We start from the raw sequence: 26,162 nt of genomic DNA on the forward strand, positions 1-26,162 counted from the left end.
CTTCGGTACAGCTCGCCGGGGTGCCATTGCCGACGACACCGGCCGCGCGAACCGGCCTTGCTGTCCAGAAGAGGAGGAGACCAAGGAGGATCAGCCAGCGCACCCGAGATGATAGATTGTTCATTTTCTACCCCTGAATGGCGGTAATAAGATGAAATTTCTTTTATTTTGTAGGGTAGATGAGGGGGCTATCGCGATCTACATGACTTTTAGGCTATATAGGTAGATAGGACTAGGGGAAACAGATTAAGAAACTGTTAGGTATGATATCTTGGGTGAGTGAACGTTGAGCGTGCCCACCTGTCATTGCGAGGGGGCGGCAGCCACCCGCGCAGCAGGGTGCCGCCCGACCGCAGCAGTCTCCCGCTCGAGCGCAGACCAATGGCCTTTAGGCACCCTTCCCATCCTCGTGGGAGATTGCTTCGCCGCCTGCGGCGGCTCGCAATGACAAGCGGGGAACGGGGGCGCTCGTCCGTGCGCCCCCGCCGGCCTACGACTGAGTGTCGGTTTCAGCGCGTTCGATAGCGCTGCCGATACTGAAATATTTCGCTTCGGGGTGATGCACGACGATCGCGGCGGTGCTTTGTTCGGGCACGAGTTGGAAGGCTTCGGTCAAGGTAACACCGATCTCTTCGCCAGGCATGATGCGCCAGAGTTTGGCATGCTCGGCGAGATCGGGGCAGGCAGGGTAGCCCCACGAATACCGCTTGCCCCGCCGCTCATCGAGGCCCAACCCTTGCCGGATGAGGCGGTTGGTGTATTCGGCCAGCGCCTCGGCTAAACTGACGCCAAGGCCGTGGATGTAGTAGCTGCGACTGTAATCGCCGCGCCGCTGCAATTCATCAACCAGTTCATCAACCGCGCTGCCCATCGTGACAATCTGGAACGCAGCGACATCATATTCACCGCTCTCGACGCTGCGGAAGTAGTCGCTGATGCAGAGCCGCTCGCGGGCCGGCTGGCGCGGGAAGACAAAGCGGGTCAGTTCGCGTGACCGGTTGGCCGGATCGTAGACGATCAATTCCAATCCATCGCTCTGCACCGGGAAGTAGCCGTAGATCACTTTCGGCTGCAACCAGCCGTCACGCTCGGCCTCGGCCAGCAATTCGCGCACCTTCTGATCGAACTCAGCCCGCAACTGCTCCCATTCGGCGCCTTTCGCATTCTTAGCCCCCCATTGCAGCCGGTAGAGGCTATTGCGGTCGAGACACTCGACCACATCGCTCAGGCGGATGCGGTTAGTGGCCCGCCAGCCCCAGAAGGGAGGCACCGGCACCGGCACATCGGTGCGCACCGCCGAACGCACGCCGGCGGCAGTGGCCTGCGACGCCGCGCCGAGTTCATCCAGCGCCACCCGCCCGGTTATGCGCCGGTGCAGCACATTCGCCGCCTCACGGATCGTCTGCTCGATGAACTGCTCGCGGATGGCCGGATCGCTCAGCCGATCCATGGTCTCTAGACCCTCAAAAGCATCTTTGCAGTAGAAGACGCCGGCGGGGTACGGTTCTTCTTCATCAACAAATGTGATGCGCTGGCCGTATTGGCGATTGATCGCCGCACCGCCGACCAGCACTGGAATGTTGAGCCCGCGCCGGTGCAACTCTTGCACGCAGAGCGGCATCTGTTTGCTGGTGCTGACCAGCAGCGCCGAGAGACCGATCGCGTCGGCCTGCACTTCTAGCGCCTTTTCAATAATGGTGTTGATCGGCACCTGCTTGCCAAGGTCGTAGACGGTGTAGCCGTTGTTAGAGAGGATGGTATTGACCAGATTCTTGCCGATGTCATGCACATCGCCGTAAACCGTAGCCAGCACCACCTTCGCCTTGCTCGAACCTTCGATGCGGTCGAGGTAGTTTTCGAGCCGGGCAACTGCCTTCTTCATCGCTTCGGCGCTCTGCAACACGAAGGGCAAGATCAGTTGGCCGGCACCAAACAGATCGCCAACCTCTTTCATCGCTGGCAACAGCACGTTATTCAGCACCTCAACCGCGGCCCGGCCCTGCGGCGACGCGCCCTGCTCATCGCGCACCGCCGCCGCCGGATCATTGAGGCGCAAGCCAAGCGCTTGCAGGCGCTCATCAACCGCCTGATCGATATCGTCTTCGATCCCCTCTTTCTTGCGGTGCAGAATCTTCCAATGCAGCCGCTGATCAACCGTCATACCGGCGGTGGGGTCTTCACGCTCGTTATCGTTGCTGGCGGCATGCTGCTCGAAATAGGCGATAAAGCGAGCCAGCGCATCTTCGCGGCGGGCAAAGATCAGGTCTTCGCACAGCTCGCGCTGTTCGGGATCGATCTCGGCATAAGGGGTCACGTGGGCCGGATTGATAATCGCGGTGTCGAGACCGGCAGCCACCGCGTGGTAGAGGAAGACCGAATTGAGCGCGGCGCGGGCATGGGGGGCCACGCCAAAGCTGAGATTGCTCACGCCAAGTGTGGTAAAGCAGCCGGGAATCCGTTGCTTGACGAGGCGGATCCCTTCGAGCGTCTCGATCGCCGATCGGCGCAACTCTTCTTGACCGGTGGTGATCGGGAAGGTCAACACATCGAAGACGAGTGCTTCGGCGGGTAAGCCATATTCATCGCGCGCAATCTGGGCAATCCGCTCGGCGATGGCTGCCTTGCGCTCGGCGGTGTGCGCCATACCCTCTTCATCAATTGTCATGGCAATCACCGCCGCGCCGTAACGGGCCGCCAGCGGCAATACCTTGTCGATCTTCGCGCCGCGCCCGCCCTCAAGCGACACCGAGTTGATCATCGCCCGACCGGGATAGATCGCCAACGCCGCTTCAAGAACATCAACCTCGGTGGTGTCGATCACCAGCGGCAACTCGATATTGAGGGTCAGCTTCTTGATCAGGCGCGTCATTTGCTCTTTTTCGTCAGTGCGCTCGGTCATCGCCACACAGACATCGAGCAAGTGCGCACCGCTTTCGACCTGTTCGCGAGCCACTTCAAGCGCGCCGTCGTAGTCGTCGCGCAGCAGCAGCCGCTTCACCTTCCGCGAGCCAAGCGTATTCAGCCGCTCGCCGATCATCGTGAGGGTGGCGTCTTGGCGCAGCGCCGCAGCGCGAATGCCCGAACTGACGCTGGGAATATACTCCACCTGCCGCGGTTTGGGGCGCGGCGCATCACCCAAGATCTGGCGCAAACGGGCAATATGGGAGGGGCGGGTGCCACAACAGCCGCCGACAACCGCCACACCGTAATCGAGCACAAACTCGCCCAACGTCTCGGCAAACGGCTCCGGCTCCATTGGATAAACGGTGCGACCGTCTACTTCAAGCGGCAGACCGGCGTTGGGAATGCACGAAATCGGCTTACGCGAATGGGCAGTCAGATACTCGATTGCCGCCCGCATGTGTTCGGGGCCGGTGCCGCAATTAAGCCCGATCACATCAACCGGCATCGCTTCGAGGGTCGCGATCAGGGCCGGCACATCGGTACCGAGTAACATCCTCCCGGAGAGATCGAGGAAGACTTGCGCCTGCACTGCAATATCGGGCCGGTTGAGATCAAGCTTAGCCCGCCGGATGCCGTCAAGCGCAGCTTTGACTTCGAGAATGTCAACACTTGTCTCTACCAGCAACAGATCAACGCCACCCTCGATCAAGCCAATCGCCTGCTCGCGAAAAATATCTGACAACTCGGCAAAGGTGATATTGCTCAGCTCAGGATCATCGGACGAGGGCAGCTTGCCGGTCGGTCCCATTGAACCGGCAACATAGCGCGGACGGCCATCGCGGGCGGCGAAGCGATCAGCAACTCGGCGGGCCAGCGCTGCGGCGGCGCGGTTGATCTCAATCGTGCGATCACCCAATCCCCATTCAGCAAGGCGCGGACGAGTGCTCTGAAAGGTATTGGTCTCGATCACATCGCAACCGGCCTCAAGAAATGAGGTATGGATCGCTTCAATCACATCGGGACGGGTGATCACCAGATAATCGCGACAGCCGAAGGTCGCCTCGCCGCCGTAATCTGCGGCGGTCAGATCAAAGGTATCGATCGAGGTGCCCATCGCACCGTCGTAGATCAACACCCGTTCGGCTAGAGCTTGGAGATAGGTTGGTCGCGTCACATCCGCCTCGTCAGATCTTCCAGACAGGGAACGCCGCAGCGCGTTCCCGGCCAAAGCATCCTATAAACAAGCGCCGGCAGCTCTTGGCAACAGCGCCGGCGCTGAGTCGTTTCACAAGGTATACTATATCATGATCATCAAGCGGTGAGATCGCATGCGCTCGCCAGCCGGAGGATGGCTCGCACAGAACGGCGGCAGGAGCAGCACAACGCTCATGCCGGTCAGGGCGCATGATGATATATCCCTGCCAGCCGCAGCGGGTAGGCCTAATTCAGCGTCGTCTGGCTATTCGTCGCCAGATAGATCACCCGCTCGCCGATATTGGTGGCGCGATCGGCAGTGCGCTCAAGGGCATGCACCATATCTAGCAGATCGATCGCCGCTTCAAACCGGTCAGGGTCTTGGCGGGCATCGGCGATGATCAGCGAACGCAGGGTATCTTCCAGCTCATCCACTCGCTCATCGTGAGCGGTCAGCGAACGAGCCAACTCGGCATCTTGGCGCAAAAACGCTTCGAGGCTGGTATTGACCATCTGCAACGCCAGTTGGGCCATCTCGTGGATCTGAGGCGGCGGCGCGACAAACGCCGCGCGGCGCGACGCGCGCCGCACCCGCTTGGCAATGCTGTTGGCGTAATCGCCAATCCGCTCCAACTCGCCGGCAATCGCCGTCACCACGCTGGTCAAACGCAGATCAGACGCCACCACCGGCTGTTGGGTGGCCAATACGTGGATCACACTCTCTTCCAATGCCCGCCACGCCTCGTCGATCTGCCGATCATCGTGAATGATCTGCGCCGCGGCAACGGTATCCCACGTTTCGAGGCAATGAATAGCGCGTAACAACTGCTGCTCGACCATACTGAACATTCGCAGCAGATCTTCGCGCAAAGAGCTGATCTGGCGAATATACCGTTCGCGCACCATGGATCTATTCCTCCTCGCCTAAGCCGAATCGGCGTCCCATCTCCCGGCTGCCAAACCCATACCGCGGCGCTATCAATCTGAATCTTGTGCACAGTAAGAGCCAATCTTATTATACTTGAAACCTCGCTGGAATTGGTGAAGAGTCTGCTGCGTTACATCGTTATCATGCTATTGTCAGACAACCCGCCAATACAGCATCAGGATAGGGTATTCGGTGTTTCTCACCCAAGCAGAGCAACAGAGTTCAACACCATCTCGCAACCGCAAACCGGGCCGTGTTGGTTCTTCACACACCCCGCGATACCACACTCTGCCCAGCGGATGATCCCTTGACGGGCACACGTGGTTATGCTAAAATAGTGTCAGTTTTACACCAAAGAAAGGAGGTCGGTGATGCCCGCAATCCATGATTTGGCGACGCGCAGCGCGCCATTTCTGACCTATCTTGAGCAGTGGTACAACACTTTGCCGGAGGTTGATCTCGCGACGATCATTGGCGATGCGCCGGAGCGGGTTGCGCTCTGTTCGATTGATATGATCAACGGCTTCTGCAAAGAGGGACCGCTGGCCGGGCCGCGGGTCGGCGCGCTAGTCGAGCCGGTGGTTACCCTGTTCAACCGCGCCTACGAGCTAGGGGTGCGCGCCTTTGTGTTGGCCCAAGACACCCACGATCCGGTGACTCCGGAGTTTGCCGCCTACCCGCCGCACTGCGTGGCCGGCACCGCCGAAAGCCAGACCATTCGCGAGCTGGCCGAGCTGCCTTTTGCCGATCAGATGGTGGTGATTGAAAAAAACTCGCTCAGCTCGCACCTTGGCACCCGCTTTGGGGCATGGCTAGCCGAGCACCCGCAGATCGACACCTTTGTGCTGGCCGGCGACTGCACCGATCTGTGCGTCTACACCGCCGCGATGCACTTGCGGCTCGAAGCCAACGCCTTCAATCTCAAACGGCGAGTGATCGTCGCCGCCAATGCGGTTGACACCTTCGACACTCCGGTGACGGTGGCGCGCGAGCTTGGCATCTATGCCCACGACGGCGATGTGCATCACGTCTTGTTCTTGCACCACATGGCGCAAAACGGGGTGGAAGTGGTGAATATCCGCTGACCATCGTCCGGCGGCGTTTCCGGCCAGTATCGTGGTATACTAGATTCTTGATCGCCGCAATACTGCCGGGAATGACTATGCCGGACACCGAAGATCTTGCTGCTCTGACTGTTGCCGAACTGGTGGCGCATGTGCGCGAGTTGCGCAGCGCCAATGCTCAACTGCGCCGCCAGTTGCATCCTGCCGGCCCACCCTTAGCCGCCCAAGCGCTGGCCGAGGAGCTGATCCGGCAAACATCGCTGTTGGCGCGGCTAGGGATCGAGTTTCGCGACGATCTCGAACCGTTGGCGCTGGCTCAGCAGGCATTACAGTCGGTCACGATCAATCTGCCAGCCGACGAGGCGACGATCGTGCTGATTGGCCCCGATCAGCAACCGGCCCATGCGCTGACGGCGGTGCTCGGCGCGCCACGGCTGTTGCCGCCTAAACGAGCCGCCGAACTGATTTCGCAAGGCAGCGCCGGTTGGGCCTTGCGCCACGGTAGCAGTGTGGTCTTGCTCGATCTCGCCAACGATATCCGCCGCTTCCAGCTCCGCGAATTGCAGGCCAGCGGCAGTCTGATCGCCACCCCGATCCGGCAATCAACGACCACGATCGGGGTGCTGATCGTCTATCGGCTCGCTACCCATGCGTTTTGCAGCAGTGACCTGATCTTGATCGAGAGCGTGGCTGCTCTGCTCGGCGTTGCGATTGGCGCGGCCCGGCTCCATCAGCAACACCGCCTCCGCCAACAACATATTTTGACCTTGCTCAACTTCGGCCAGATGTTTACGGCCAGTCACACCTTGGGCGACGTGGCGGCGCAGTGCCATACCATCGCCACCGAAACCTTTGCCGCCCGCTGGGGGTTGCTCTTTGTGCGCCCTTCGCCCCAGAGCCAACCGGCTTGGATTGCACCCGCCAACCTTGCCCTCGAAGCGCCGGTCGCCGCTGCCGGCGGCGCAGCTCAATTGACGGCTGATAGCCAGAGTGTGGTGACGATGGCGCTGACCGACGATCTGACCTCCATTGCCCTGCCCCTCATCCACGACGGCGCGTCGATCGGCGGATTGGCGCTCGGCTATGCCGGCCCGCAAGCCACCCCAGCCGGCCTTGATTGGAACCTGTTGGAATTGTTTGCCCGCCAGACAGCGACGGTCTGCGCTACGTTACAGCTCGTCGCCCGCTTGCGCGAACAGACGCAGCTCCTCGAAGAGCTGATCGCCGAACGCACGAATCAATTGCAACGCTCACGTGATGTGTTGCGGATCGTGTTTGATAGTCTCCCCGAAGGCGTTGCCTTGCTCGACGAGAGCGAACGGCTCGCTGCGGCTAACACCTTCTTCGCCAATCAGATTGTTGGCCGCCACCCCCGCGAATTAGTCGGCAAGACCTACACCCATCTGTTGCGCATGATCGAACGCGCAGCACCGACCGCGATCGAACTGCTGCCCGACCCACGGGCCGGACGGCAACGACTGCGCATCCGGCAGATGTTCCCCGATGGCGCGCGCAGTTATGTGGTTGAACGGATGGACATTCCGGCCTCGCACGGCCAGCCCGCCTCGCGGTTAGAGTTCTGGCGGCGCGAACCATAGTTGTTTTCGTTGTCTAGCACCTTAGAATCACACCATGCCATACTCGCACACAACCCGCAATGGAATTCGCATCCTGATCGAAGAGTTGCCGCATACCCATTCGGTGGCGATCGGTTGTTTCATTGATATTGGCGCTCGCTACGAGCCGGCGGAAGTGGCCGGCGCTGCCCATTGTATTGAGCACATGCTCTTTAAGGGCACTGGTGCGTACCCAACAGCCCACGCCATTTCGCTGGCAATTGAGGGGGTCGGCGGCTACCTCAACGCCTCAACCGGTTACGAGACTACCGCCTTTTACGCGAAAGTCGCCGCGATCCATTTTGATCGCGCCTTGCACGTGTTAAGCGAGATGGTGCAACGCCCGTTGTTTGACGCCACCGAATTGGAAAAAGAGCGGCGGGTGATTATCGAAGAGATTCGCGGGATTCAAGATAATCCGGCCGAAGTCGTACACGAGTTATTGCAGCAGACGATGTGGGGCGATCATCCGTTTGGGCGCGACATCGCCGGCAGCATTGCCACCGTGAGCGCCATATCCCGCGCCGAGCTGCTGCGCTTTTTCCGCCAAGGCTACCATGCCGGCAATCTGGTGGTATCAGTCGCCGGCAAGATCAGCGCCGAGCAGGCAATTCCTGCAATCGAGCGCGCCTTTGCCGATCTACCCGGCGGCCAGCGCCCCGCCGCAATCGCCGCGCCGGCATTGCCGCACGAACAACGGCTGAGCCTCTTGCCGCGTGATATCGAGCAGGGTAATGTCTGTCTTGGCCTGCCCGGCGTCTCCTACCACGACCCCGACCGGCGGGCAGTGCAGGCGCTCGATGCCCTCCTCGGCGGCGGTATGTCGTCGCGCCTATTCCAGACTATCCGCGAAGAGCACGGTCTCAGCTACAATATCGGCTCGTACCATAACGAGTTTGCCGATACCGGGATGTGGGTAATCTACGCTGGGGTGGAGCCGGAGGCCTTGCGTGACGCGGTGGCGATGACGCGCCAGATTGTGCGTGATTTGGCCGAGTACGGCCCGACGGCGCAAGAGTTGGCGACGGTGAAAGAGCAACTGAAAGGCAGTTTACTGCTCTCGTTGGAAGACACATGGGCAGTGGCGTCGCGCAATGCCGCTAGCTTGCTCCGTCACCAGACGGTGCAGCCAGTTGATCAGATCATCGCCGAGATCGATGCGCTCACCCTTGCTGATTTACAACGCGCTGCCCACCGCTTGTTGGGAGCGCAGCAACAGTGGCTAGCAGTGGTTGGCCCTTACGATGACGATGATCGGGCCGATTTGCAAGCCCTACTCGAGGAATGAGGCTAGGTGATGAAGACGGTTGCTGTTGTTGGCGCTGGCATGGCGGGGTTAGCCGCTGCCAGCGCGTTGAAAGCCGCCGGTATTGCGACGATAGTGTTTGAGAAGAGCCGTGGCGTGGGCGGTCGCGCCGCTACCCGCCGCATCGTCGATTGTTGTTTCGATCACGGCGCGCAATATGTGAAAGCGCCTTCGGTTGCCCTGCAAGACCTCATTGCTGACACCGGCGACGCAGTGCAAATCCAGCGCCCGGTGTGGACATTTACCGCCGCCAACCAGATCGGCCCCAGCGATCTGGCGTACGGCAACGAGGAAAAGTGGACGTGGCCTACCGGCATTACGCGCATAGCCAAGTATCTCGCCAACGGCCTCGATGTGCGGCTAGAGACCACCGTTGCGAGCATACATACCGCTGGCGACCGCTATCGTCTCACTGCTGCTGACGGGAACGATCTCGGTCACTTTGACGCCGTGCTGCTCACCGCCCCCGCCCCGCAGAGCGCCGCGATCCTCGCTGCCGGCGATCTGGCGCCGGCGAACACCGCCCTGATCGCGGCGCTCCATTCCGTCCAGTACCGCCGCTCGATCAGCATCACTGCCGCCTTCCCTCAGCGCCCCGCCGTGCCGTGGTATGCGCTGGTCAATACCGATCGCCACCACCCGATCAGTTGGCTAGCGTGCGAACACGACAAGCCGGGCCGCGCCCCGGATGGGGTCGGTTTGTTGATCGCGCAAATGAGTGACCAGTGGGCAACCGCCCACTGGGACGGATTGCAGAAAGGGACATTCAGCCCCAACGATCCGTTACCGCCGCCGATCCACGAGGCGCTGGCGGCGATCCGGGTGCTCGCTGGCGATCTTGGCACACCGCTGTGGGTCAATGTGCAACGCTGGCGCTACGCTTTGCCGGATACCGCCACGCCGTTGACAACAATGGATCGGATTGTGGTAGCAGGCGATATGACAGCCGGGCAAGGGCGAGTGCATTTGGCCATCGAAGATGGCTGGCGCGCCGCTGATCAGATTCGGGGGTGGTTAGGGTAGAAGCCATCTGTCATTGCGAGGGGACGAATCCCCCGAAGCAATCTCCTGCTCAGGCGGGAACGAACCCTGCGCGGTTGCGCTGGCAAGCGCAGGAGATGGCGGTGCTGCCAGTGGAAACGCGCCCCATACAGCGGGTTTATCCCGTGCTCGCCGAGGATTGCTTCGCCGCCTCCCGGCGGCTCGCAATGACATCAAGAGAGTGGTCGCGCGCACAGCCCCATCTGTCATTGCGAGGGGGCGAATCCCCCGAAGCAATCTCCTGCTCAGGCGGGAACGAACCCTGCGCGGTTGCGCTGGCAAGAGCGGGGAATGGCAGTGCTGCCGGCAACAGCGCACACCGACCGGCGAGGAATGCCCGCTGCGTAAAGGCACCCCTCCCGCTATCGCAGGGGATTGCTTCGCCGCGCGAGGGCATAGCATCGCGCTGCCCCTACCGGCGGCTCGCAATGACAAGAGGAGCGTGTTGGACACCTGTTTCCACCTCCACCAAAGGGGTGCGGAGGAATAATCAAGGAATACATTATGACAACCTATACGTGGCCGCCAGTCTTCGACGGGCATAACGATGTGCTGCTCGACCTGTACCGGCCTGAACCGGGCAAGGAACGCGACTTCTTTACCGCCAGCCCGCACGGCCATCTCGATCTGCCCCGCGCTCGCGCCGGCGGGTTTGGCGGCGGATTCTTTGCCATCTACGTGCCACCGCCGCCGGCTCCCAAACCGCTGGCTGAAGCGCTGCCCGAACCGCCCTATCACCTACCGTTGCTGCCAGTGCTCGATTACGACTATGCCCTGCGCACGACCCTCGCCATGGCGGCGCGTTTGTTTCGCGTCGAAGCCGAATCGCAAGGCCAGTTGCGCGTCTGCCGCACCGCTGGCGAGATTGCCGATTGCCTAGCGAACAATGTCATTGCCGCCGTCTTCCACATTGAAGGCGCTGAGACTATCGGCCCCGATCTCGCTGAGCTTGAGGTGCTCTACCAAGCCGGCCTGCGCTCGCTGGGTCTGGTCTGGAGCCGGCCCAACATCTTTGGCTACGGCGTCCCGTTCGCCTTTCCCGCTTCGCCCGATATTGGCCCCGGTCTGACCGAGGCCGGCAAGGCGTTGGTGAAAGCCTGCAACCGGTTGCGCATTCTGATCGATCTCTCGCACCTCAACGAAGCCGGTTTTTGGGATGTTGCCCGCCTGAGCGATGCGCCGCTAGTAGCGACCCACTCCAATGCCCATACGATCTGTCCCAGCAGCCGCAATCTGACCGACCGGCAGCTCGCGGCGATCCGTGAGTCGGGTGGGATGGTCGGGCTGAACTTCGCCGTTACCTTCCTGCACCCCGACGGCAAACGCGATGCCAATATGCCGCTGGCGGTGATGGTGCAGCATATCCAATATTTGGTCGAACGATTGGGGATTGATCACGTCGGCTTTGGCTCTGACTTTGATGGCGCGCTGATGCCGGCGGCCATCGGCGATGTGCGCGGCCTGCCCCGGCTCTTGCAGGCGCTGGCCGAGGCCGGGTTTACGCCAGCCGAACTGCGCAAGCTGGCCTATGAGAATTGGTTGCGCGTCTTGCGTTTGACGTGGGGAGGATAAACGAACGAGTATGCACGACCTCAATCTAACCGAGCAACGAGTGCTCGCTGCCATCGACGACGCTGGCTTGCTAGAGGCGCTGGCCGCGCTGGTCGGCATCCCTAGCCTTGACGGCACTGCCGCCGAAAATGAAGCGCAGGAATACGTCGCTGCGCTGCTGGCTGAACAAGGGATGGCAGTCGATCGCTGGGAGATCGATCTGCCGCAGTTGTACGCACACCCTGCCTGTAGTTGGGAAGTGCCGCGCGAGCGGGCATTGGGGGTGGGAGGAACGCTTGGCGCTGACCGCGGCGGGCGCAGCCTGATCTTCAACGGGCACGTTGATGTGGTGCCAGCCGGCGACCGCCGCCACTGGCGCAGCGACCCGTGGCAAGCTACCGTCCTTAATGGACGGGTGTATGGACGGGGCGCGCTAGATATGAAAGGTGGCTTGTGCTGCGCCATCTTTGCCGCGCGCGCCATTGCCGCCGCCGGTGTGCGCCTGCGCGGACGGTTGCTGATCCAGAGTGTGATCGGCGAAGAAGACGGCGGCTTGGGCACCTTGGCAGCCATTGTGCGTGGCCATACCGCCGATGCCGCGATCGTCGCCGAACCGACCGAACTCAAAGTCGCGCCTGCTCAAGCCGGCGCGCATAACTTCCGCCTGACCGTCTACGGCGCGGCGGCCCACGGCTGCGTGCGCGAAGAAGGGGTGAGCGCGATCGAGAAGTTTGCGCCGCTCCACCAAGCCATCCTTGATCTCGAACGCTGCCGCAACGAACGCCTGCGCGCGGCTGACCCCAGCGGTCTGTTCACCCGTTACCGTACCCCTAACGCCATCTGCATCGGGATCGTGCGGGCCGGCGAGTGGGCCTCCTCTGAAGCAGAACAACTCGTAGCCGAAGGTCGTTACGGGATCGGGATCGGTGAAGACCCGGCCGCCGCGCGCGCCGAACTTGAGCAGGCGATCGCCATTGCCGCTGCCCAAGACCCGTGGCTGCGCGATCACCCGCCAACGCTGGAATGGTGGGGCGGGAGGTTTGATCCGGCCAGCACCCCGCTCGACGCGCCGATTGTGCAGACCGTAGCTGGCTGCGATCAGGCCGTGCGCGGCGCGCCGCCTACCTTTGAAGGCATGACCTACGGCGCCGATATGCGGCTACTAGTGAACGTCGCTGGTATCCCTACCGTCTTGTACGGGCCGGGTGATGTGCGCGACGCGCACCGGCCCAACGAATCGGTCGCCATTGCCGATTTGCAAGCCGCAACCCGCGTCTTTGCCCTCACTGTGCTCCGGTTTTGCGGTTACGACGAGGAATAACCTTATGAAAACCAGTCTCCAAATCGCTGCCGAAGCCCGGCTCGAACCGATCGGCGTCATTGCCGAACGGCTCGGTTTACCTACGGAGTATCTCGAACCGTATGGCCGCTACCGCGGCAAGATTGATCTCGCCTTTCTCGATGATCACACCGATCTCCCGCGTGGCCGCTACATTCTGGTCAGTGCGATTACCCCAACCCCACTCGGCGAAGGCAAAACGACCACCTCGATCGGGTTAGCGATGGCGCTCAACCGGATCGGCAAGCGGGCCGCCGTCACCCTGCGCCAATCGTCGCTCGGGCCGGCATTCGGCATCAAAGGCGGCGGGGCCGGCGGCGGCTATAGCCAGATCGTGCCGCTGGCCGAAAGCATTTTGCACCTCAACGGCGACATTCATGCCGTCTCGCAAGCCCACAACCAACTGGCGGCGCTGGTAGACAATAGTTGGTACCACGGCAACCCGCTCGACATCGACCCCGACCGGATCGAGATCCGGCGAGTGGTTGATGTCAATGACCGCTTCTTACGGCAGGTGACGATTGGGCTTGGCGGCAAGCAAAACGGCATCCCGCGCCAGACCGGTTTCGACATCAGCGTCGCCAGCGAACTGATGGCAATACTGGCAATGGTAAACGGCGCAGGAGCGAAAGCTGCGCTGCGTAACCTGCGCGCGCGCATTGGCCGCATGGTAGTGGCTTTCCGTCACGATGGCACGCCGGTCACGGCTGAAGGTGTGCAAGGGGCGGGAGCGGCAACCGTGCTGATGCGCGAGGCGCTCAAGCCCAACCTGATGCAGACCATCGAAAACACCCCGGCCCTCATCCACGCCGGCCCCTTCGCTAACATCGCACAGGGCAATTCATCGATCGTGGCCGATCTGGTCGCGCTGCACTGCGCCGAGTATGTTGTCACCGAAGCCGGGTTTGGGGCCGACATCGGAGCCGAAAAGTTCTTCAATCTCAAATGCCGGGCCAGCGGTCTCTGGCCGGATGCTGCGGTTGTTGTCACCACTATCCGCGCCCTCAAGGACCACAGCGGCAAGTACGAGATTGTGGCCGGCAAGCCATTGCCGAAAGCGTTGCTGCAAGAAAACCCTGACGACGTACTGGCCGGCGGGGCCAACTTGCGCCGCCAGATCGCCAATATCACCCAGTTTGGCGTACCAGTAATCGTAGCCCTCAATGCCTACCCCGAAGATACCCCGGCGGAGATCGAAGCGGTGGCCCAGATTGCGGCTACCGCCGGCGCTGCCGGTATGGCAGTGAGCAACGTCTACGCCGAAGGCGGGGCCGGCGGGGTCGAACTGGCCCGGCTGGTGGCGCAGGTCGCGGAAAGGCCCGGCCCGCGTGAGCCGAAATTCCTCTATCCGCTGGACATGCCCTTAGTCGAGAAGATAGAGGTGATCGCCCGCCGCATCTACGGCGCCGCCGGCATCGAGCTGAGCGAGACCGCTGCCGCGCAACTACATGCCTTTGCGGCTGCTGGGTTTGGCAACCTCCCCATTTGCATGGCCAAAACTCATCTCAGTCTCAGCCACGACCCCAAGCTGCGCGGCGCGCCGGCAGGCTTCACCTTCCCTATCCGCGAAGTGCGGATCAGCGCCGGGGCCGGGTTCATCTTGCCCATCGCCGGCACAACTGTGACGATGCCGGGATTGGGTGCGCATCCGGCAGCCCACCAGATCGATATTGATGAAGACGGGAACATCGTCGGATTGTTTTAACGCCGTCTCCGTGCCCGTTACTAATGTGTTGAGGGGCGGACAGAAATTTGGTTGAAGACAACTGTTGATCGCTGTGCGATGCCTCAACGCTTAGCTCTCCGCTCCCCTCTCCCGCGCCAGTGGGCGAGAGGCTGGAGGTGCGGGTGAAATAGCACATCTCAAAGCCATCAACACCTCTACGCTAATACGTTCTGTCCGCCCTTGAACACCAATGTGAGGGCATGGTATTACACTGGTAACGCGCGCACGATACAATATAAGAAGAGTCGCAACCAACTTTCACTACCAACCCGAACTATGATCATTTCACATCCGCGCCGTACCACCATCTCACGCCACGAACAATTCCAACTCGCCCAACAAGCGCTGCGCCGGCGCGACCGCGGCGCCGGCTGGCTGGCGCTCGGCGCTAGTCTTATCGTTGGCGCAATTGGAGCGTTGATCTGGCTGCAACCGCTCATCACGCCCATTCCGGCCAGCATCGCGATCACCCTGATTGCAATTGGCATTGGCGCAGCTTGCCTCATCGCCGGCTGGCGCCGCCACAGCTTTCACCGCCAACTACGAGCCGCGACCGCTCTCACCGACGCTCCAATGATCGATTGCTGGATCGAAAACGCCTTTGAGGGTGAGCCGGGGGTGATCGCATGGGAGCTGATCGTCCGCCAGCCTGATGGTAAAGAGGTGCGGTTGCGGCAAGCGCAATTGATCGATCCGTCATTGGTTGCGCGATGGCAGCATGCCGCTACTGTACCGGTGCGCTACGTACCGGTGAACCCTACGGTATCGGTCTTGGTCATCGAGTAGCGGCTACGCGCGGGGCAGGCGCTCGCGAATACCCCACGTTACGTAGATCATAGACGGCAGCGGAGCGAGAAAATACTGGTGCGCCCGAACATCCCGCACCACGCGGATCGCAGGCGGTAACTGCGCTGTCGCGCGCCGCAATCGATCACGGTTGCGGTGCAAGCGTCAGCAGCGGTGTAATGACAAAACTGAAACGCTGGCAGGATAGCGAGTATACTATAATGTCCTTGCAACTGTTGCCAATCATGCATATCACAACCATTATCGCAGCCTATGAAGCGCCGATTACTGTCGATCCTGCTGATCATCGCTAGCCTCGCCAGCTTGCTGGCGCTTGTACCTACCGCACTAGTGCGCGCCGACCCGGCAACCCTCAGCGCCACTCCTACCAGCCTTGCCGCTACGGTCGAACTCGGCGACACCGTCACCATTGACTTCACCATTACTAACACCGGCAGCGCGCCAATCATGCCGCTCCTCTACACCGGCCTCCCACCGTCCGGCGTACCGGCAGCGCTGATGGCAGCGCCATCGCTGCCGGTGCCGCTGCCGCAACAAGCCGAGCGGATCGATCCCGATCTGCAAGCCGAACTAGCGAGCGGCCCTACCCGATTTCTCGTCTTTTTCGCCGATCGGCCTGATCTGGGTGAGGCATTGCTGATTCGTGACTGGGAAGCGCGCGGCGAGTATGTCTACCGCACCTTGGTCGAGCATGCCGAACGCAGCCAGCATGCCGTGCGCGCGATGCTCGACGCCGCTGGCGTACCATACAAACCGCTTTGGATTGTGAATGCGTTGTTGGTGGAAGGTGACGCTGCGCTGGCCAATGCCCTCGCCGGCCACACCGACGTGGCAATGCTCACCGCCGACCACGAGTTGCAGATGAGCGAACCGGTGACAACTGCCACCGTCTCGTGCAATGCGACCGCAAACAACGTTTGCTGGAACATTGCCAAAGTCAACGCTGACCGGGTATGGCGCGAATTCGGCGTCACCGGGGCCGGAATTACAGTGGCGAATATTGATAGCGGCGTCGTTTATACCCACACTGCCTTAATCAACCAATACCGCGGCAACCTCGGCGGCGGCAACTTTGACCACAACTACAACTGGTTCGATCCGGTCGGAAACAACCCTGAACCGGTTGACTCCGGCATTCATGGCACCCATGTCATGGGCACAATGGTAGCCAACCCACCCGGCCAACCGGCGATGGGAATGGCGCCGGGGGCGAAGTGGATTGCAGCCCGTGCGTGTACGAGCAATTGTAATGATAGCGATATTATTGCCGCAGCGCAGTGGATGCTGGCCCCTACCGATCTCAACGGCAACAATCCTCGCCCAAGCATGCGTCCGCATATCCTCAACAACTCGTGGTCGTTCGACAGCGGCGGCAACCCGATCTACGCCGGCTACATGGCAGCGTGGCAGGCAGCGGGGATTTTCACTGTGTTTGCGGCTGGGAATATTTCCAATAACCTAACCGGCTGCAGCTCAATTGCCTCACCCGGTGATTACCCCGATGTGACGGGAGTTGGCGCAACCGATCAAAATGATTTGATTACCAATTTCAGCCGGATTGGCCCCACAACCGACAACCGGATCAAGCCCGATCTGGTGGCGCCAGGTTCCGGGATCATCTCGACGATAGGTAGCAATGGCTACCAATCGTTATCCGGCACCTCGATGGCCGCGCCGCACGTCGCCGGCGCAGTGGCGCTGCTCTGGTCGGCGAACCCGCAGTTGATCGGCGATTACGCAGCAACCTATGCCATCCTCACCGGCAATACGCTGCCTATCACCAGCGACTCACGGTATATGGGTTCCGCACATACTGCCTGCCGGCCAACAGACTTTCCCAACAACATCTACGGTTACGGCAGGCTTGATGCTTTTGCAGCAGTGGCCGCAGCACGGGTGCAGGCGCCGTGGCTGGTCTTGCCCGCCGCAGCACCGGTCAGCCTCGCCAGCAGCGGCACGCAAACGATCTCAATCACGCTCGATGCGCGCAAAGTAGCTGGGCCGGGCACCTATACGGCGCGGGTGTTGATTTACGCGAACAATCTGACCGATCCGCCGCTGGCGATCCCGGTGACGATGACCGTGCCGGCGCGGCCAACCCACGCCATGATTACCGGCACCGTTACCGATAGCGAAACTAGCCAACCATTGCGCAGCACAGTGACAGTTGCTGGCGGCGCCACTGTCACCACCAACGCAACCGGCACTTATAGCCTTGTCGTACCCGGCGGCGTAGCCCAGACTCTCTCGGCAACTGCCAACAACTTCGCCTCCCAAAGCCAGAGTATCACACCAGCCGCTGGCACCACCGTCACGCTCAACTTCGCGCTTGACCCACTGCGGCCTACCTTGACCATCTTGCAAGACCTCGTTACTGCCACCGTTGACTTTAACCAGACCGTGAACGTAGCCTTACCATTGCGCAATGATGGCAACAGTCCGCTCAGCTACACCCTCCGCATTGATAGCGAACCGTACGGCGTCTGGCGCAGCGATGAGCCGGATGGGCCAACCGGCGGCTGGATCAACCCGCCGCCGAGTCGCAACGTACTGAACCTCTACGATGATGGGAGCAGTGGTGCGCTTGATCTTGGCTTTGACTTCCCATTCGGCAATAATTATTATCGCCACATCTATGTTGGCGCCAACGGGATCATCGCATTCGCGCCATTTGCGTCACCCACGAACTATTTTATCCGCTCGTGCCTGCCGCTGAACGAAACGAGCGCACCGGCCATCACACCGCTTCACGTTGATTTTGACAGCAGCGCTGGCGGCGAGATCAGCTTCGCCCGTATCAGCGCCGGTGCGCTGATTACGTGGGACGATGTGCCGCTCTACAACACCAGCCGCCGGTTAAGCGTGCAGGCGCTGTTGCAACCCAATGGGCAGATTCGTTTCCAATACCGCGATGTGACCAATCTGGTCGATGCTGATGCAGGGGTCATTGGTCTGCAACTCGACGGTACTGTTCAAACGATCGGGTGCTCGTCCGGCAGCCATCCGCCCCTTAACCTGAGCAACGGCCTTGTAATCGAGCTACGCCCGCAAATCAATCCGCAGGCATGGCTCAGTGCGGCTAGCAGCGGGAGCGAAACTGTTGCCGTTGGCGCCACTAGCAACGCTCAACTTACCGCACGCTGGATTGGCCCGATTTACCAAACCCCACAAGCGCGAGTTCGGATTATCAGCAATGATCTGCGCAAACCAGTCACAACCGCCCGTGTCCAGCTCAACGAAGGCGTACCGGCGCCGTATCAAGTGATCATCGTGATGGTCTATCGCTAACAATGCAACATTTTAGCGGTGGCGTTCGTCAGTTTTGCTGCCAACATACTTTGGAGGACACTACCACCTGTATGGAACACCACCGCAACGATGTCTTTGCGCCGATTGACATTGATCATGTGATGGAGCGGGTTGCCGGCGGCAACGAGACTGAAGTCTACCGCAGCGACGATCACCGCTTCGTCGTCAAACTCAAAGGCGAACTAGGCAGCCGTGACGCCGCCAAGCTGGCTGACGCCCGCAGTATGCAACAGGCGGCCAGGCGGTTTGCCGCCTGCCTTGGCCCGCGCCACGCTATCCCAACCTATTTCGTGCTCAGCCGCGACAGCGAGGGGTTTGTGCATGCGTTAGCGATCCAGCCGTACCTCGCTAACGCGCGCGTCTTGGCTAGCATTGACTGGAAGACGATTGATGTAGCCCAGCGCCGGCAGATCGGGCGCGACCTCCGCCACATCATTGCCCGCGCTGTCGGATGCCTCTTCCGCACCGGCCATCTGCCCGACCTGTATGGCCGGGTCAGTGCCAGCGCCGCCGAACGCAAACGCCGCAAGCAGTTGCGCTATCTAGCCGAACGGATTTGGAGTTTTCTAGTCAAGCGCACCATTCTGCATTCGCAGAACCTGATGCTGACCGCCGAGCAACCGCCGCGCCTCGTCTTGATCGATTACGACGAGGTGCGGCGGAGTCCGCTTTACCGGGTGATCTATTTTTTGACGAGGCTGATCTTGTTTGGGCGTGACCTGATCGTCATCTGGTGGCGATTGGAACGAGGATAAGGTAGAGCAACCACGGCTGCTTCACCAGCGCTGCTCTGCCAGTGGTCAAGCGGCAAGACCAGATGTTTGTAGTTTTTGCGTCTTTTCGTGGCTATTTCCAATGGCGGCGTTTGGAACGAGGATAAGGCAGCGCAGCCCCGGCTGCTTCACCAACGCTGCTCTGCCAATGGTCAAGCTGCAAGACCAGATATTTGTGGTTTTTGCGTCTTTTCGTGGCTATTTCCAACCATCATCACCGCACCTCGCGCACGCCCCGCGCCAGATCGAGCAGCGCCGCCCGCCCGCCACCGCTCAAATCCCAAACCCAGATCGTCGTAGATGAGCGCTGGTTCTGAGCCTGCGGGCTGCGCGGCCCAGCGCCGGCTTGCTCAACCGCGGCATAGACCAGTTGCTGCTTACGCACTGTCGCCGGGCCAATTCCGCCCAAACTCTGGCCGGTGGCCAACAACTCGCTGCGTTGCAAGCCGCGCCAGCGGTAGAGCTGGTAATCTTGCAGCAGATCGCTTGGGCACAACGTGGTAAGGTAGAGCAAACGCCCTTCGCTATCCCAACCGAGCGGGCGCGTCCAGAAGGGACCTTCGCGCACCGGCTGCGGCGGCAACGGCTCTGGCGTAGCAGTGGGCCGCGCGGTGGCAGTTGGGGTGGCAGTGGGTGGCTGCGGCGTCACTGTACCGGTTGGCGTGGCTGTCGGGGTGGCGGTAGGGGGCGCGGTAGGTAGGCGCGTTGGCGTGGCCGTCGGCGGCGGCAATGTCACCCGCTGCTCGCCAATCCGCTCGACCAACTGGCCGGCGCTATCGAGAACGAGTAGGTCAGCGCCGGGGTCATCGGCGCGCAGCGCCTCGACGGCGACATACTCACCGGAAGGGCTGGCAATCAGCGCGCCAAACCCGCGATAGCGCACAACCAACCAGGCATCGGTCAACAGATCGGCGCCCACATCGCGCACTTCACCGCTCGGCAAGCGTAGGAAGAGCGAGCTACGGCCATCAGGCGCTTCAGCGCGATAGATCAAGCGATTGCCGCTCAACCACTGCGGTGCAAACCGGCTCCACTCATCGAGCGCCGTCTCAACCCGCACTGGCTCGCCGCCAGCAACCGGCGCCGTGTAAACCGTCCACTGGGTCGGAATGGCTCCGGTCTCATCTACCGCAAACGCCACCGCGGCCCCATCGGGGCTAAAGACCGGATCGGCGCAACTGACGCCAACTTGGGCCAGCGGGCGAGCCTCGCCGCCGGCCAGCGGCAACAGCCAGAGGACGGAGGGAACTGCCAGCGCCGCGTCCGCCGGATCAAGGCCCGGCTCGGCGCGGCAGAAGGCCAGATAATCACCGCGCGGGCTTACCGCCAGATAGGTCTCGGTTTCAGTGGAATTGGTCAAATTGACCGCGCCGGCCAGCCGGGGTTGCATCCCTTCGCCGGCAGATGCCACATCGGCATCAAGCCGCCAAATATCGCCATCAAAAAGGAAATAGAACGGCTCTAGCGCACGAGGAGGCGCACCCTCTGGCACACGCAACGTATCGCTCGCAATGCCAAAGGTTGCCGAGCGAGCCACTGCCACCGATAACTGGTTCGGCGCCAGCGTCACCCGAAACGGAACCGGCTCAGCCAGCGGCAACAGGATCGTTGCACCGGTATCGGCCTGTGGATCAACCAACACCAACGCCTGCGAGAGAGTCCGAGTGCCAGTAAAGGTGATGGTCTGGGCCGTAGCCGAGGCAGCGAAGCGGTCATCGCGAATCCAGCCGGACAGATCGATCTGCAAGGCATACGGCGTGTTGAGTGCCGCAGTTGCGGGCACAATCCGAGCATCGGCCAAGGAGAGACAACTCACTGCAGCCCCAATTGGGGGCGAATTGGGGCTCAACTCAAAGAGCAGATCAAGCTGTTCAAAGGCCGGATTCCCACTCGCCCGCACCTCTTGCAATGCTGCCGAGAACCGGCTGGACGGCAAACCGGCCACTTGCGTACAGTAGCTAAACCCACCCAGCGCCGGATTGGGGGTCGGCGTCGGCGGTAACGGTGTTGCCGTCGGTGTCGCCGTAGCAGTTGGCGTCAGCGACGGGCCAAAGGTTGGCGTCGCGGTTGGCGTGGCAGTCGCCGTTGCGGTAGCGGTCGCCGTTGCGGTGGGCGACGGCGTACCGGCCACAATTGTCTCAATATTCGAGATCCGCTCCTCTTCGCCAACAGGTATCAGATCGCATCCGGCCAATAGAACCCCTAGCAACGCCAGCAACAGGTATGGGCGAGCAAAACGGAAACGCCTCACAAACGTCTCCTGTGTTGCACCCGGCCAATCACCGGATACAACGCTGACACAGAAACCCTGCATCGGGTCTTACGAGCCATTCGGCAGCACGACTTTAATCCAACCGCGCCGCATGGCATAGACGACCGCTTGCGTGCGATCATTGACGGCCAGTTTCCGCAGGATCGATGAAATATGGTTCTTGACCGTCTGATTACTAATATCGAGTTGGGTGGCAATCTCGCGATTAGTGCGGCCAGCGGCGACCAGCTCAAGCACCTCAAGCTCACGCGCCGACAGCGGTGAGAAGACAGTCTGCGTATCATCATCGCCGACCATCTGACGAAACGCTTCCAGCACTGTCGCCGCCACTTCAGGCGAGGACAACACTAGATCATTAATCGGATACTCGCCGTGCCGCACTTGCCGTAGCGTCTCGAGCAGGTCGGCAAATTCAATGCTCGACGGAACAAAGGCCGAGACGCCGGCTCGAATCGCTTTCACCACAGCCGAACCATCATTCACCGGCCCAAACAAGATCACGGCAATGTGAGGGTGACTCCGCTTGATTGCGCGCGCCACTTCCAGCCCATGGACACCGGGCAGATCGATATCCATCAACACGAGATCAGGATCGACTTGATCGACCATCTGGATCGCCTGTTGGCCATTGCCAGCTTCGCCCACCACCTGAAAATCAGGCGTGGCCGACAGCGCAAGGCGCAAACCGTCGCGAAACATCGATACGGTATGCACAATGATCAGCGTTGTCACACTCACAGCCAACTCCTCGACCACTGAAGCAGATGCCACCGCTACCGCATACTCATCGGCATCACAATATGAATGTAGCCATCTTGCCCCACCGGCTTAAACACTGCCGGACTTTGCGAACTCTGCATCTCGAAAGCGATCTGGTTCGAGCCGATCGCCGCAATCGCATCGGCCAAAAACTTCACGTTGAGCGCGATCACGCCGCCTTCACCGGTCACGCTCCCATCAAGCTCACTCGTATTATCGCCCAATTCGGCGGAATTGGCGCTCAGAATGACCCGGCCCGGCCCAAACTCACCGGCTGGTTCGATCTTCAGTTTCACCACGTTTTGACTAGCGACGGCAAAGAATGACGCCAACTTCACTGCTTTAGCCAACTCATTGCTGTCAAGCACCGTGCGCGTCAAATACTGCTGCGGGATAATCCGCTCAAAATCAGGGAACCTTCCCTCTATTAAACGTGACACCACCTCAATATTTTCGGTATGGAAGAGCACATGGCTGCCACCCGGCATATAGACCATCGCTACTTCAGCTTCAATATCGCCGATAATACGGGCCAATTCGGCAAGGGTGCGCGCCGGGATGAGACAATCAACCGCATGAGCCACCGGCTCGGCCACATGGATTGTGCGCATCGCTAAGCGGAAACCATCAGCAGCGACCAGCGTCATCTGTTGGTCGCGGGTGCGCACCAGCACACTGGTCAAAATCGGGCGCGACTCATCAGAGGCAGCGGCAAACGCCACCTGCTCAATCGCCTCGCGCCATACTTCCGCCGGCAACCTCACCAGCGGCGCGCGTGCGCTCACTGCCGGCAGCGACGGAAACTCGTCTGCATCAACCCCTTTGATATTGCTCACAAAGCGCCCGCACTCGACACGCAGCGTTTGCGTCTTCACATCAAGCGTCAACGTCACTTTATCGTTTGGCAGGCCGCCCACCACGTCCGCCAACAACTTCGCCGGCACCGCCACCGCGCCGTCTTGCACCACATGCGCGCCAATCCAGCGGTTAATGCCCACCTCGAGATTAGTGGCAGTCAATTTCAAACGGCCTTCATCGGTTGAAAGCAAAACGTTCGCCAGCACCGGCAAGGTCGAGCTTTTACCTGCAACGGCATGGCTCACCGCGGCCAGACCGCGCTTGAGATCATCCTGCATGCATGTGAGCTTCATCATCGCTCCTTAGAAGAGACAAGCACAACCGCGGCGCTCACGCGCCGCCCACATCCGGGTGTGGCGCATTATAGCATATCGCGTTCGCTTATGGCAGCGCAAGCCGTGATCGGCCACCGGTGCTGTGCAAAGGTTGTGCGTTTTCGCAACAAACACCTTGACTTTTTTCAGAGCCGTGGTACCGTTCTATAGGGAAGAGATTTTAGACCGCGATGGTTGACGTAGCGATGGTCAACAGTCAGAAGGGATTCTTCGTATGGTGATTGCGACACGCCGCTTTGAATTTTCGGCCGCTCACCGGTATTGGCGCGATGATTGGAGCGCCGCTGAGAATGAGCGGGTGTTTGGGCCGTATACCAGCCCGTATGGTCACGGGCACAACTATACCCTCGATGTCAGCATCACTGGCCAGCTCGACGAGCGCACCGGCATGGTGATGAATATGACCGAGCTGAAGGCGATTGTGAACGAGGTGCTCGAGGAGTTTGATCATAAGCATCTCAATTTCGATACGCCGTATTTTCGCGATCAGGTGCCGACGACTGAAAACTTCATCCGGGTGCTCTGGCGACTGATTGCCGCTCGCTTGCCGGCCCATGCCCGGCTGGCGCATCTGCGCCTCTACGAACAGCCCGATTTGTGGGCCGATTATGATGGGGTGGGTGAGACGCAATTCTCGCGCTTGTACATGTTCGCCTCCGCTCACCGGCTCCACGCGCCGGCGCTCAACGACGCCGAGAACCGCGAGATTTACGGCAAGTGCAACAATCCCAACGGCCACGGCCATAACTATACGCTGGAAGTGACCGTACAAGGCGAGATTGACCCGGCCACCGGCATGCTAGTTGATATGGCATGGCTTGACCAGACGGTGCATTCAGTGATCGATCCGCTGCACCTGCGCCACCTCGATAACGAAATCGCCGCCTTCGCCGATCGGCCATCAACCGCCGAGAACATTATCGTCTATCTCTGGAACGAACTCGCGCCGCGCCTAGCAGGCCGGCTTGCGCTGCTGCGGCTGTGGGAAACGCGCAAGAATATCTTCAGCTACGCCGGCCCGGTCTCAGTTCCCGCCTGATCGTCCATTCGTCTCATTTTCGCCTGCCAGCGCGATCGGCGCGCTGCATACCTCTGTAACGGAGAATTAATTTTATGTCAACTAATGGTAATGGTTATCACCCCATCCACGATCACGATATTGACGAAGAGCACTACGACAGCCTGATCATTCCGGGTCGCGGCAAGATCGAGGGGATGTCGTTCAATTCAGACCCGCACATCGAAGAGGCGGTGCGCACGATCCTCGGCGCGATCGGTGAAATTCCCGACCGCGAGGGTTTGCAGAAGACGCCGTCGCGGGTGGCGAAGATGTACGCCGAATTGACCGCCGGCTACCATATCGACCCGAAGGCGCTGATTAACGGTGCAGTCTTCAGCGTCGCCTACGATGAGATGGTGCTGGTGACGAATATCGATTACTACAGCCTGTGCGAGCACCACATGCTGCCGTTCTTTGGTCAAGTGCATGTCGCTTACATTCCGAACGGCAAAGTGGTGGGGCTGAGCAAGATTCCGCGCATTGTCGAGATGTTTGCCCGCCGCTTGCAAGTCCAAGAGCGGATGACGGTGCAGATCGCCGATTTCATCAACGAGACGCTTGAGCCGGCTGGCGTGGCCGTCGTGGCCGAGGGCGTCCATATGTGCGGGGTGATGCGCGGTGTGAAGAAGGCGAATGCCCGTATGGTCACTTCGGCGATGCGCGGTGCGTTCCGCGAAGACCCCAAGACGCGGGCCGAGTTTATGGCGCACATTGACCGCAACCGGCAAGAGCGATAGTACCGACGCAAAGGGGGCAAAGAGCGCAGAGGGGGAAAACGCAAAGGCGCAAAGAACGCAAAGAGCGCAGAGCGGATTAACTATTGTTGGGTCTTGACTGACTCTTCTTCGCAACTGTGCGCGTAGAGCGTTCCAGCGCCTCCCTCCAGCGGGTTTAAGGGTGGACAGAACGCATGATCACAGATATGGTTTATGGCTTTGCGATGCGCTGGTGTACCCTCACCCCCAGCTCCTCTCCCACTGGCGCGGGAGAGGGGAGCGGAGAGCTTAGCGTTACGCCATCACACCGCGATCAACGGTTGTCTCGACCAAATGCTGTCCGTCCCTCACCCTCCAGCGGGGGGCGGTTGGGAAAGAGGCCGAACGAGCGGAACCCTGCGCTGACAGGCTATCTTGATCGGCGTGTGGCGTCTTTGGGTTAGAATCTTGGCATCTCTGCGTTTGAGCATTGCGTCTGAGGGTGAGAAGAATAGTACTATGCGATCAATCCTGATTACCGGCGCGTCACGTGGGATCGGCGCCGCCACCGCGCTGGCGCTGGCCCAACCCAACACCCGGCTGACCCTCGCCGCGCGGAGACAGT

The 26,162-nt window shown here is 60.6% G+C and carries 18 protein-coding genes; 13 read left to right on the plus strand and 5 right to left on the minus strand.

All coding sequences use genetic code 11. The annotated features are described in order from the left end of the window. Nucleotides 1–490: 490 nt before the first annotated feature. On the minus strand, nucleotides 491–4,078 hold the full coding sequence (gene metH / locus U9R81_RS08850) for a methionine synthase (protein ID WP_322495121.1): 3,588 nt from the start codon (nucleotides 4,076–4,078) through the stop codon (nucleotides 491–493). Nucleotides 4,079–4,344: 266 nt separating this feature from the next. Next, nucleotides 4,345–5,004, minus strand: a complete 660-nt coding sequence (gene phoU / locus U9R81_RS08855; RefSeq protein ID WP_322495122.1) for a phosphate signaling complex protein PhoU — start codon at nucleotides 5,002–5,004, stop codon at nucleotides 4,345–4,347. A 393-nt stretch (nucleotides 5,005–5,397) separates the two neighbouring features. On the opposite strand from phoU, the gene U9R81_RS08860 reads away from it, so the two are divergent. The 11 genes from U9R81_RS08860 (at nucleotide 5,398) to U9R81_RS08910 (ending at nucleotide 19,540) form a co-directional block, all read left to right on the plus strand. Continuing rightward, nucleotides 5,398–6,111: an isochorismatase family cysteine hydrolase gene (locus U9R81_RS08860; RefSeq protein ID WP_322495123.1), complete on the plus strand. Its 714-nt coding sequence runs from the start codon at nucleotides 5,398–5,400 to the stop codon at nucleotides 6,109–6,111. A gap of 77 nt (nucleotides 6,112–6,188) precedes the next feature. Further along, nucleotides 6,189–7,688: a GAF domain-containing protein gene (locus tag U9R81_RS08865; protein WP_322495124.1), complete on the plus strand. Its 1,500-nt coding sequence runs from the start codon at nucleotides 6,189–6,191 to the stop codon at nucleotides 7,686–7,688. A gap of 34 nt (nucleotides 7,689–7,722) precedes the next feature. Further along, a complete protein-coding gene (locus U9R81_RS08870; protein WP_322495125.1) occupies nucleotides 7,723–8,994 on the plus strand; it encodes a pitrilysin family protein in 1,272 nt (423 codons plus the stop codon). 9 nt (nucleotides 8,995–9,003) lie between these two features. Further along, the gene (locus U9R81_RS08875; RefSeq protein WP_322495126.1) at nucleotides 9,004–10,035 is read left to right on the plus strand and encodes an NAD(P)/FAD-dependent oxidoreductase; all 1,032 of its coding nucleotides are present in this window, start codon (nucleotides 9,004–9,006) and stop codon (nucleotides 10,033–10,035) included. Between the two features lie 522 nt (nucleotides 10,036–10,557). Further along, nucleotides 10,558–11,625 carry a dipeptidase gene (locus tag U9R81_RS08880; RefSeq protein WP_322495127.1) on the plus strand — a complete coding sequence of 356 codons (1,068 nt, stop codon included), beginning with the start codon at nucleotides 10,558–10,560 and terminating at the stop codon, nucleotides 11,623–11,625. Between the two features lie 10 nt (nucleotides 11,626–11,635). Continuing rightward, entirely contained in the window at nucleotides 11,636–12,925 is a 1,290-nt protein-coding gene (locus U9R81_RS08885) for an ArgE/DapE family deacylase (protein WP_322495128.1), read from the plus strand. A gap of 4 nt (nucleotides 12,926–12,929) precedes the next feature. Beyond that, the gene (locus U9R81_RS08890) at nucleotides 12,930–14,648 is read left to right on the plus strand and encodes a formate--tetrahydrofolate ligase (protein ID WP_322495129.1); all 1,719 of its coding nucleotides are present in this window, start codon (nucleotides 12,930–12,932) and stop codon (nucleotides 14,646–14,648) included. 297 nt (nucleotides 14,649–14,945) lie between these two features. Beyond that, nucleotides 14,946–15,455 (plus strand): hypothetical protein, encoded by a 510-nt coding sequence (locus tag U9R81_RS08895; RefSeq protein WP_322495130.1) that lies wholly within the window; start codon nucleotides 14,946–14,948, stop codon nucleotides 15,453–15,455. Nucleotides 15,456–15,634: 179 nt separating this feature from the next. Further along, nucleotides 15,635–15,769, plus strand: a complete 135-nt coding sequence (locus tag U9R81_RS08900) for a hypothetical protein (RefSeq protein ID WP_322495131.1) — start codon at nucleotides 15,635–15,637, stop codon at nucleotides 15,767–15,769. Beyond that, nucleotides 15,729–18,764, plus strand: a complete 3,036-nt coding sequence (locus U9R81_RS08905) for a S8 family serine peptidase (RefSeq protein ID WP_322495132.1) — start codon at nucleotides 15,729–15,731, stop codon at nucleotides 18,762–18,764. Before U9R81_RS08900 ends, U9R81_RS08905 begins: the two co-directional genes overlap by 41 nt. 71 nt (nucleotides 18,765–18,835) lie before the next feature. Then, nucleotides 18,836–19,540, plus strand: coding sequence for a hypothetical protein (locus U9R81_RS08910; protein ID WP_322495133.1), 705 nt, complete (start codon nucleotides 18,836–18,838; stop codon nucleotides 19,538–19,540). 232 nt (nucleotides 19,541–19,772) lie between these two features. On the opposite strand, the gene U9R81_RS08915 is transcribed toward U9R81_RS08910, so the two are convergent. The 3 genes from U9R81_RS08915 to dnaN all read right to left on the minus strand — a co-directional run bounded on the left by U9R81_RS08915 (nucleotide 19,773) and on the right by dnaN (nucleotide 23,740). Beyond that, nucleotides 19,773–21,809: a hypothetical protein gene (locus U9R81_RS08915; RefSeq protein ID WP_322495134.1), complete on the minus strand. Its 2,037-nt coding sequence runs from the start codon at nucleotides 21,807–21,809 to the stop codon at nucleotides 19,773–19,775. 69 nt (nucleotides 21,810–21,878) lie between these two features. Next, nucleotides 21,879–22,568, minus strand: coding sequence for a response regulator transcription factor (locus U9R81_RS08920; protein ID WP_322495135.1), 690 nt, complete (start codon nucleotides 22,566–22,568; stop codon nucleotides 21,879–21,881). A gap of 35 nt (nucleotides 22,569–22,603) precedes the next feature. Continuing rightward, on the minus strand, nucleotides 22,604–23,740 hold the full coding sequence (gene dnaN / locus U9R81_RS08925) for a DNA polymerase III subunit beta (protein ID WP_322495136.1): 1,137 nt from the start codon (nucleotides 23,738–23,740) through the stop codon (nucleotides 22,604–22,606). Nucleotides 23,741–23,996: 256 nt separating this feature from the next. On the opposite strand from dnaN, the gene U9R81_RS08930 reads away from it, so the two are divergent. Together U9R81_RS08930 and folE are read left to right on the plus strand one after the other, a co-directional pair. Then, the gene (locus U9R81_RS08930; RefSeq protein WP_322495137.1) at nucleotides 23,997–24,821 is read left to right on the plus strand and encodes a 6-carboxytetrahydropterin synthase; all 825 of its coding nucleotides are present in this window, start codon (nucleotides 23,997–23,999) and stop codon (nucleotides 24,819–24,821) included. A gap of 74 nt (nucleotides 24,822–24,895) precedes the next feature. Further along, on the plus strand, nucleotides 24,896–25,579 hold the full coding sequence (gene folE / locus U9R81_RS08935; protein WP_322495138.1) for a GTP cyclohydrolase I FolE: 684 nt from the start codon (nucleotides 24,896–24,898) through the stop codon (nucleotides 25,577–25,579). The last annotated feature ends 583 nt before the right edge of the window (nucleotides 25,580–26,162 follow it).

The organism is Chloroflexus sp. (assembly GCF_034435895.1).
GTDB lineage: Bacteria > Chloroflexota > Chloroflexia > Chloroflexales > Chloroflexaceae > Chloroflexus.

Bases quoted from the DNA above. Each gene is read 5' to 3' on its own strand.
- phoU (WP_322495122.1), bottom strand. From the start codon at position 5,004: ATGGTGCGCGAACGGTATATTCGCCAGATCAGCTCTTTGCGCGAAGAT.
- U9R81_RS08860 (WP_322495123.1), top strand. From the start codon at position 5,398: ATGCCCGCAATCCATGATTTGGCGACGCGCAGCGCGCCATTTCTGACC.
- U9R81_RS08865 (WP_322495124.1), top strand. From the start codon at position 6,189: ATGCCGGACACCGAAGATCTTGCTGCTCTGACTGTTGCCGAACTGGTG.
- U9R81_RS08870 (WP_322495125.1), top strand. From the start codon at position 7,723: ATGCCATACTCGCACACAACCCGCAATGGAATTCGCATCCTGATCGAA.
- U9R81_RS08875 (WP_322495126.1), top strand. From the start codon at position 9,004: ATGAAGACGGTTGCTGTTGTTGGCGCTGGCATGGCGGGGTTAGCCGCT.
- U9R81_RS08880 (WP_322495127.1), top strand. From the start codon at position 10,558: ATGACAACCTATACGTGGCCGCCAGTCTTCGACGGGCATAACGATGTG.
- U9R81_RS08885 (WP_322495128.1), top strand. From the start codon at position 11,636: ATGCACGACCTCAATCTAACCGAGCAACGAGTGCTCGCTGCCATCGAC.
- U9R81_RS08890 (WP_322495129.1), top strand. From the start codon at position 12,930: ATGAAAACCAGTCTCCAAATCGCTGCCGAAGCCCGGCTCGAACCGATC.
- U9R81_RS08895 (WP_322495130.1), top strand. From the start codon at position 14,946: ATGATCATTTCACATCCGCGCCGTACCACCATCTCACGCCACGAACAA.
- U9R81_RS08900 (WP_322495131.1), top strand. From the start codon at position 15,635: ATGACAAAACTGAAACGCTGGCAGGATAGCGAGTATACTATAATGTCC.
- U9R81_RS08905 (WP_322495132.1), top strand. From the start codon at position 15,729: ATGAAGCGCCGATTACTGTCGATCCTGCTGATCATCGCTAGCCTCGCC.
- U9R81_RS08910 (WP_322495133.1), top strand. From the start codon at position 18,836: ATGGAACACCACCGCAACGATGTCTTTGCGCCGATTGACATTGATCAT.
- dnaN (WP_322495136.1), bottom strand. From the start codon at position 23,740: ATGAAGCTCACATGCATGCAGGATGATCTCAAGCGCGGTCTGGCCGCG.
- U9R81_RS08930 (WP_322495137.1), top strand. From the start codon at position 23,997: ATGGTGATTGCGACACGCCGCTTTGAATTTTCGGCCGCTCACCGGTAT.
- folE (WP_322495138.1), top strand. From the start codon at position 24,896: ATGTCAACTAATGGTAATGGTTATCACCCCATCCACGATCACGATATT.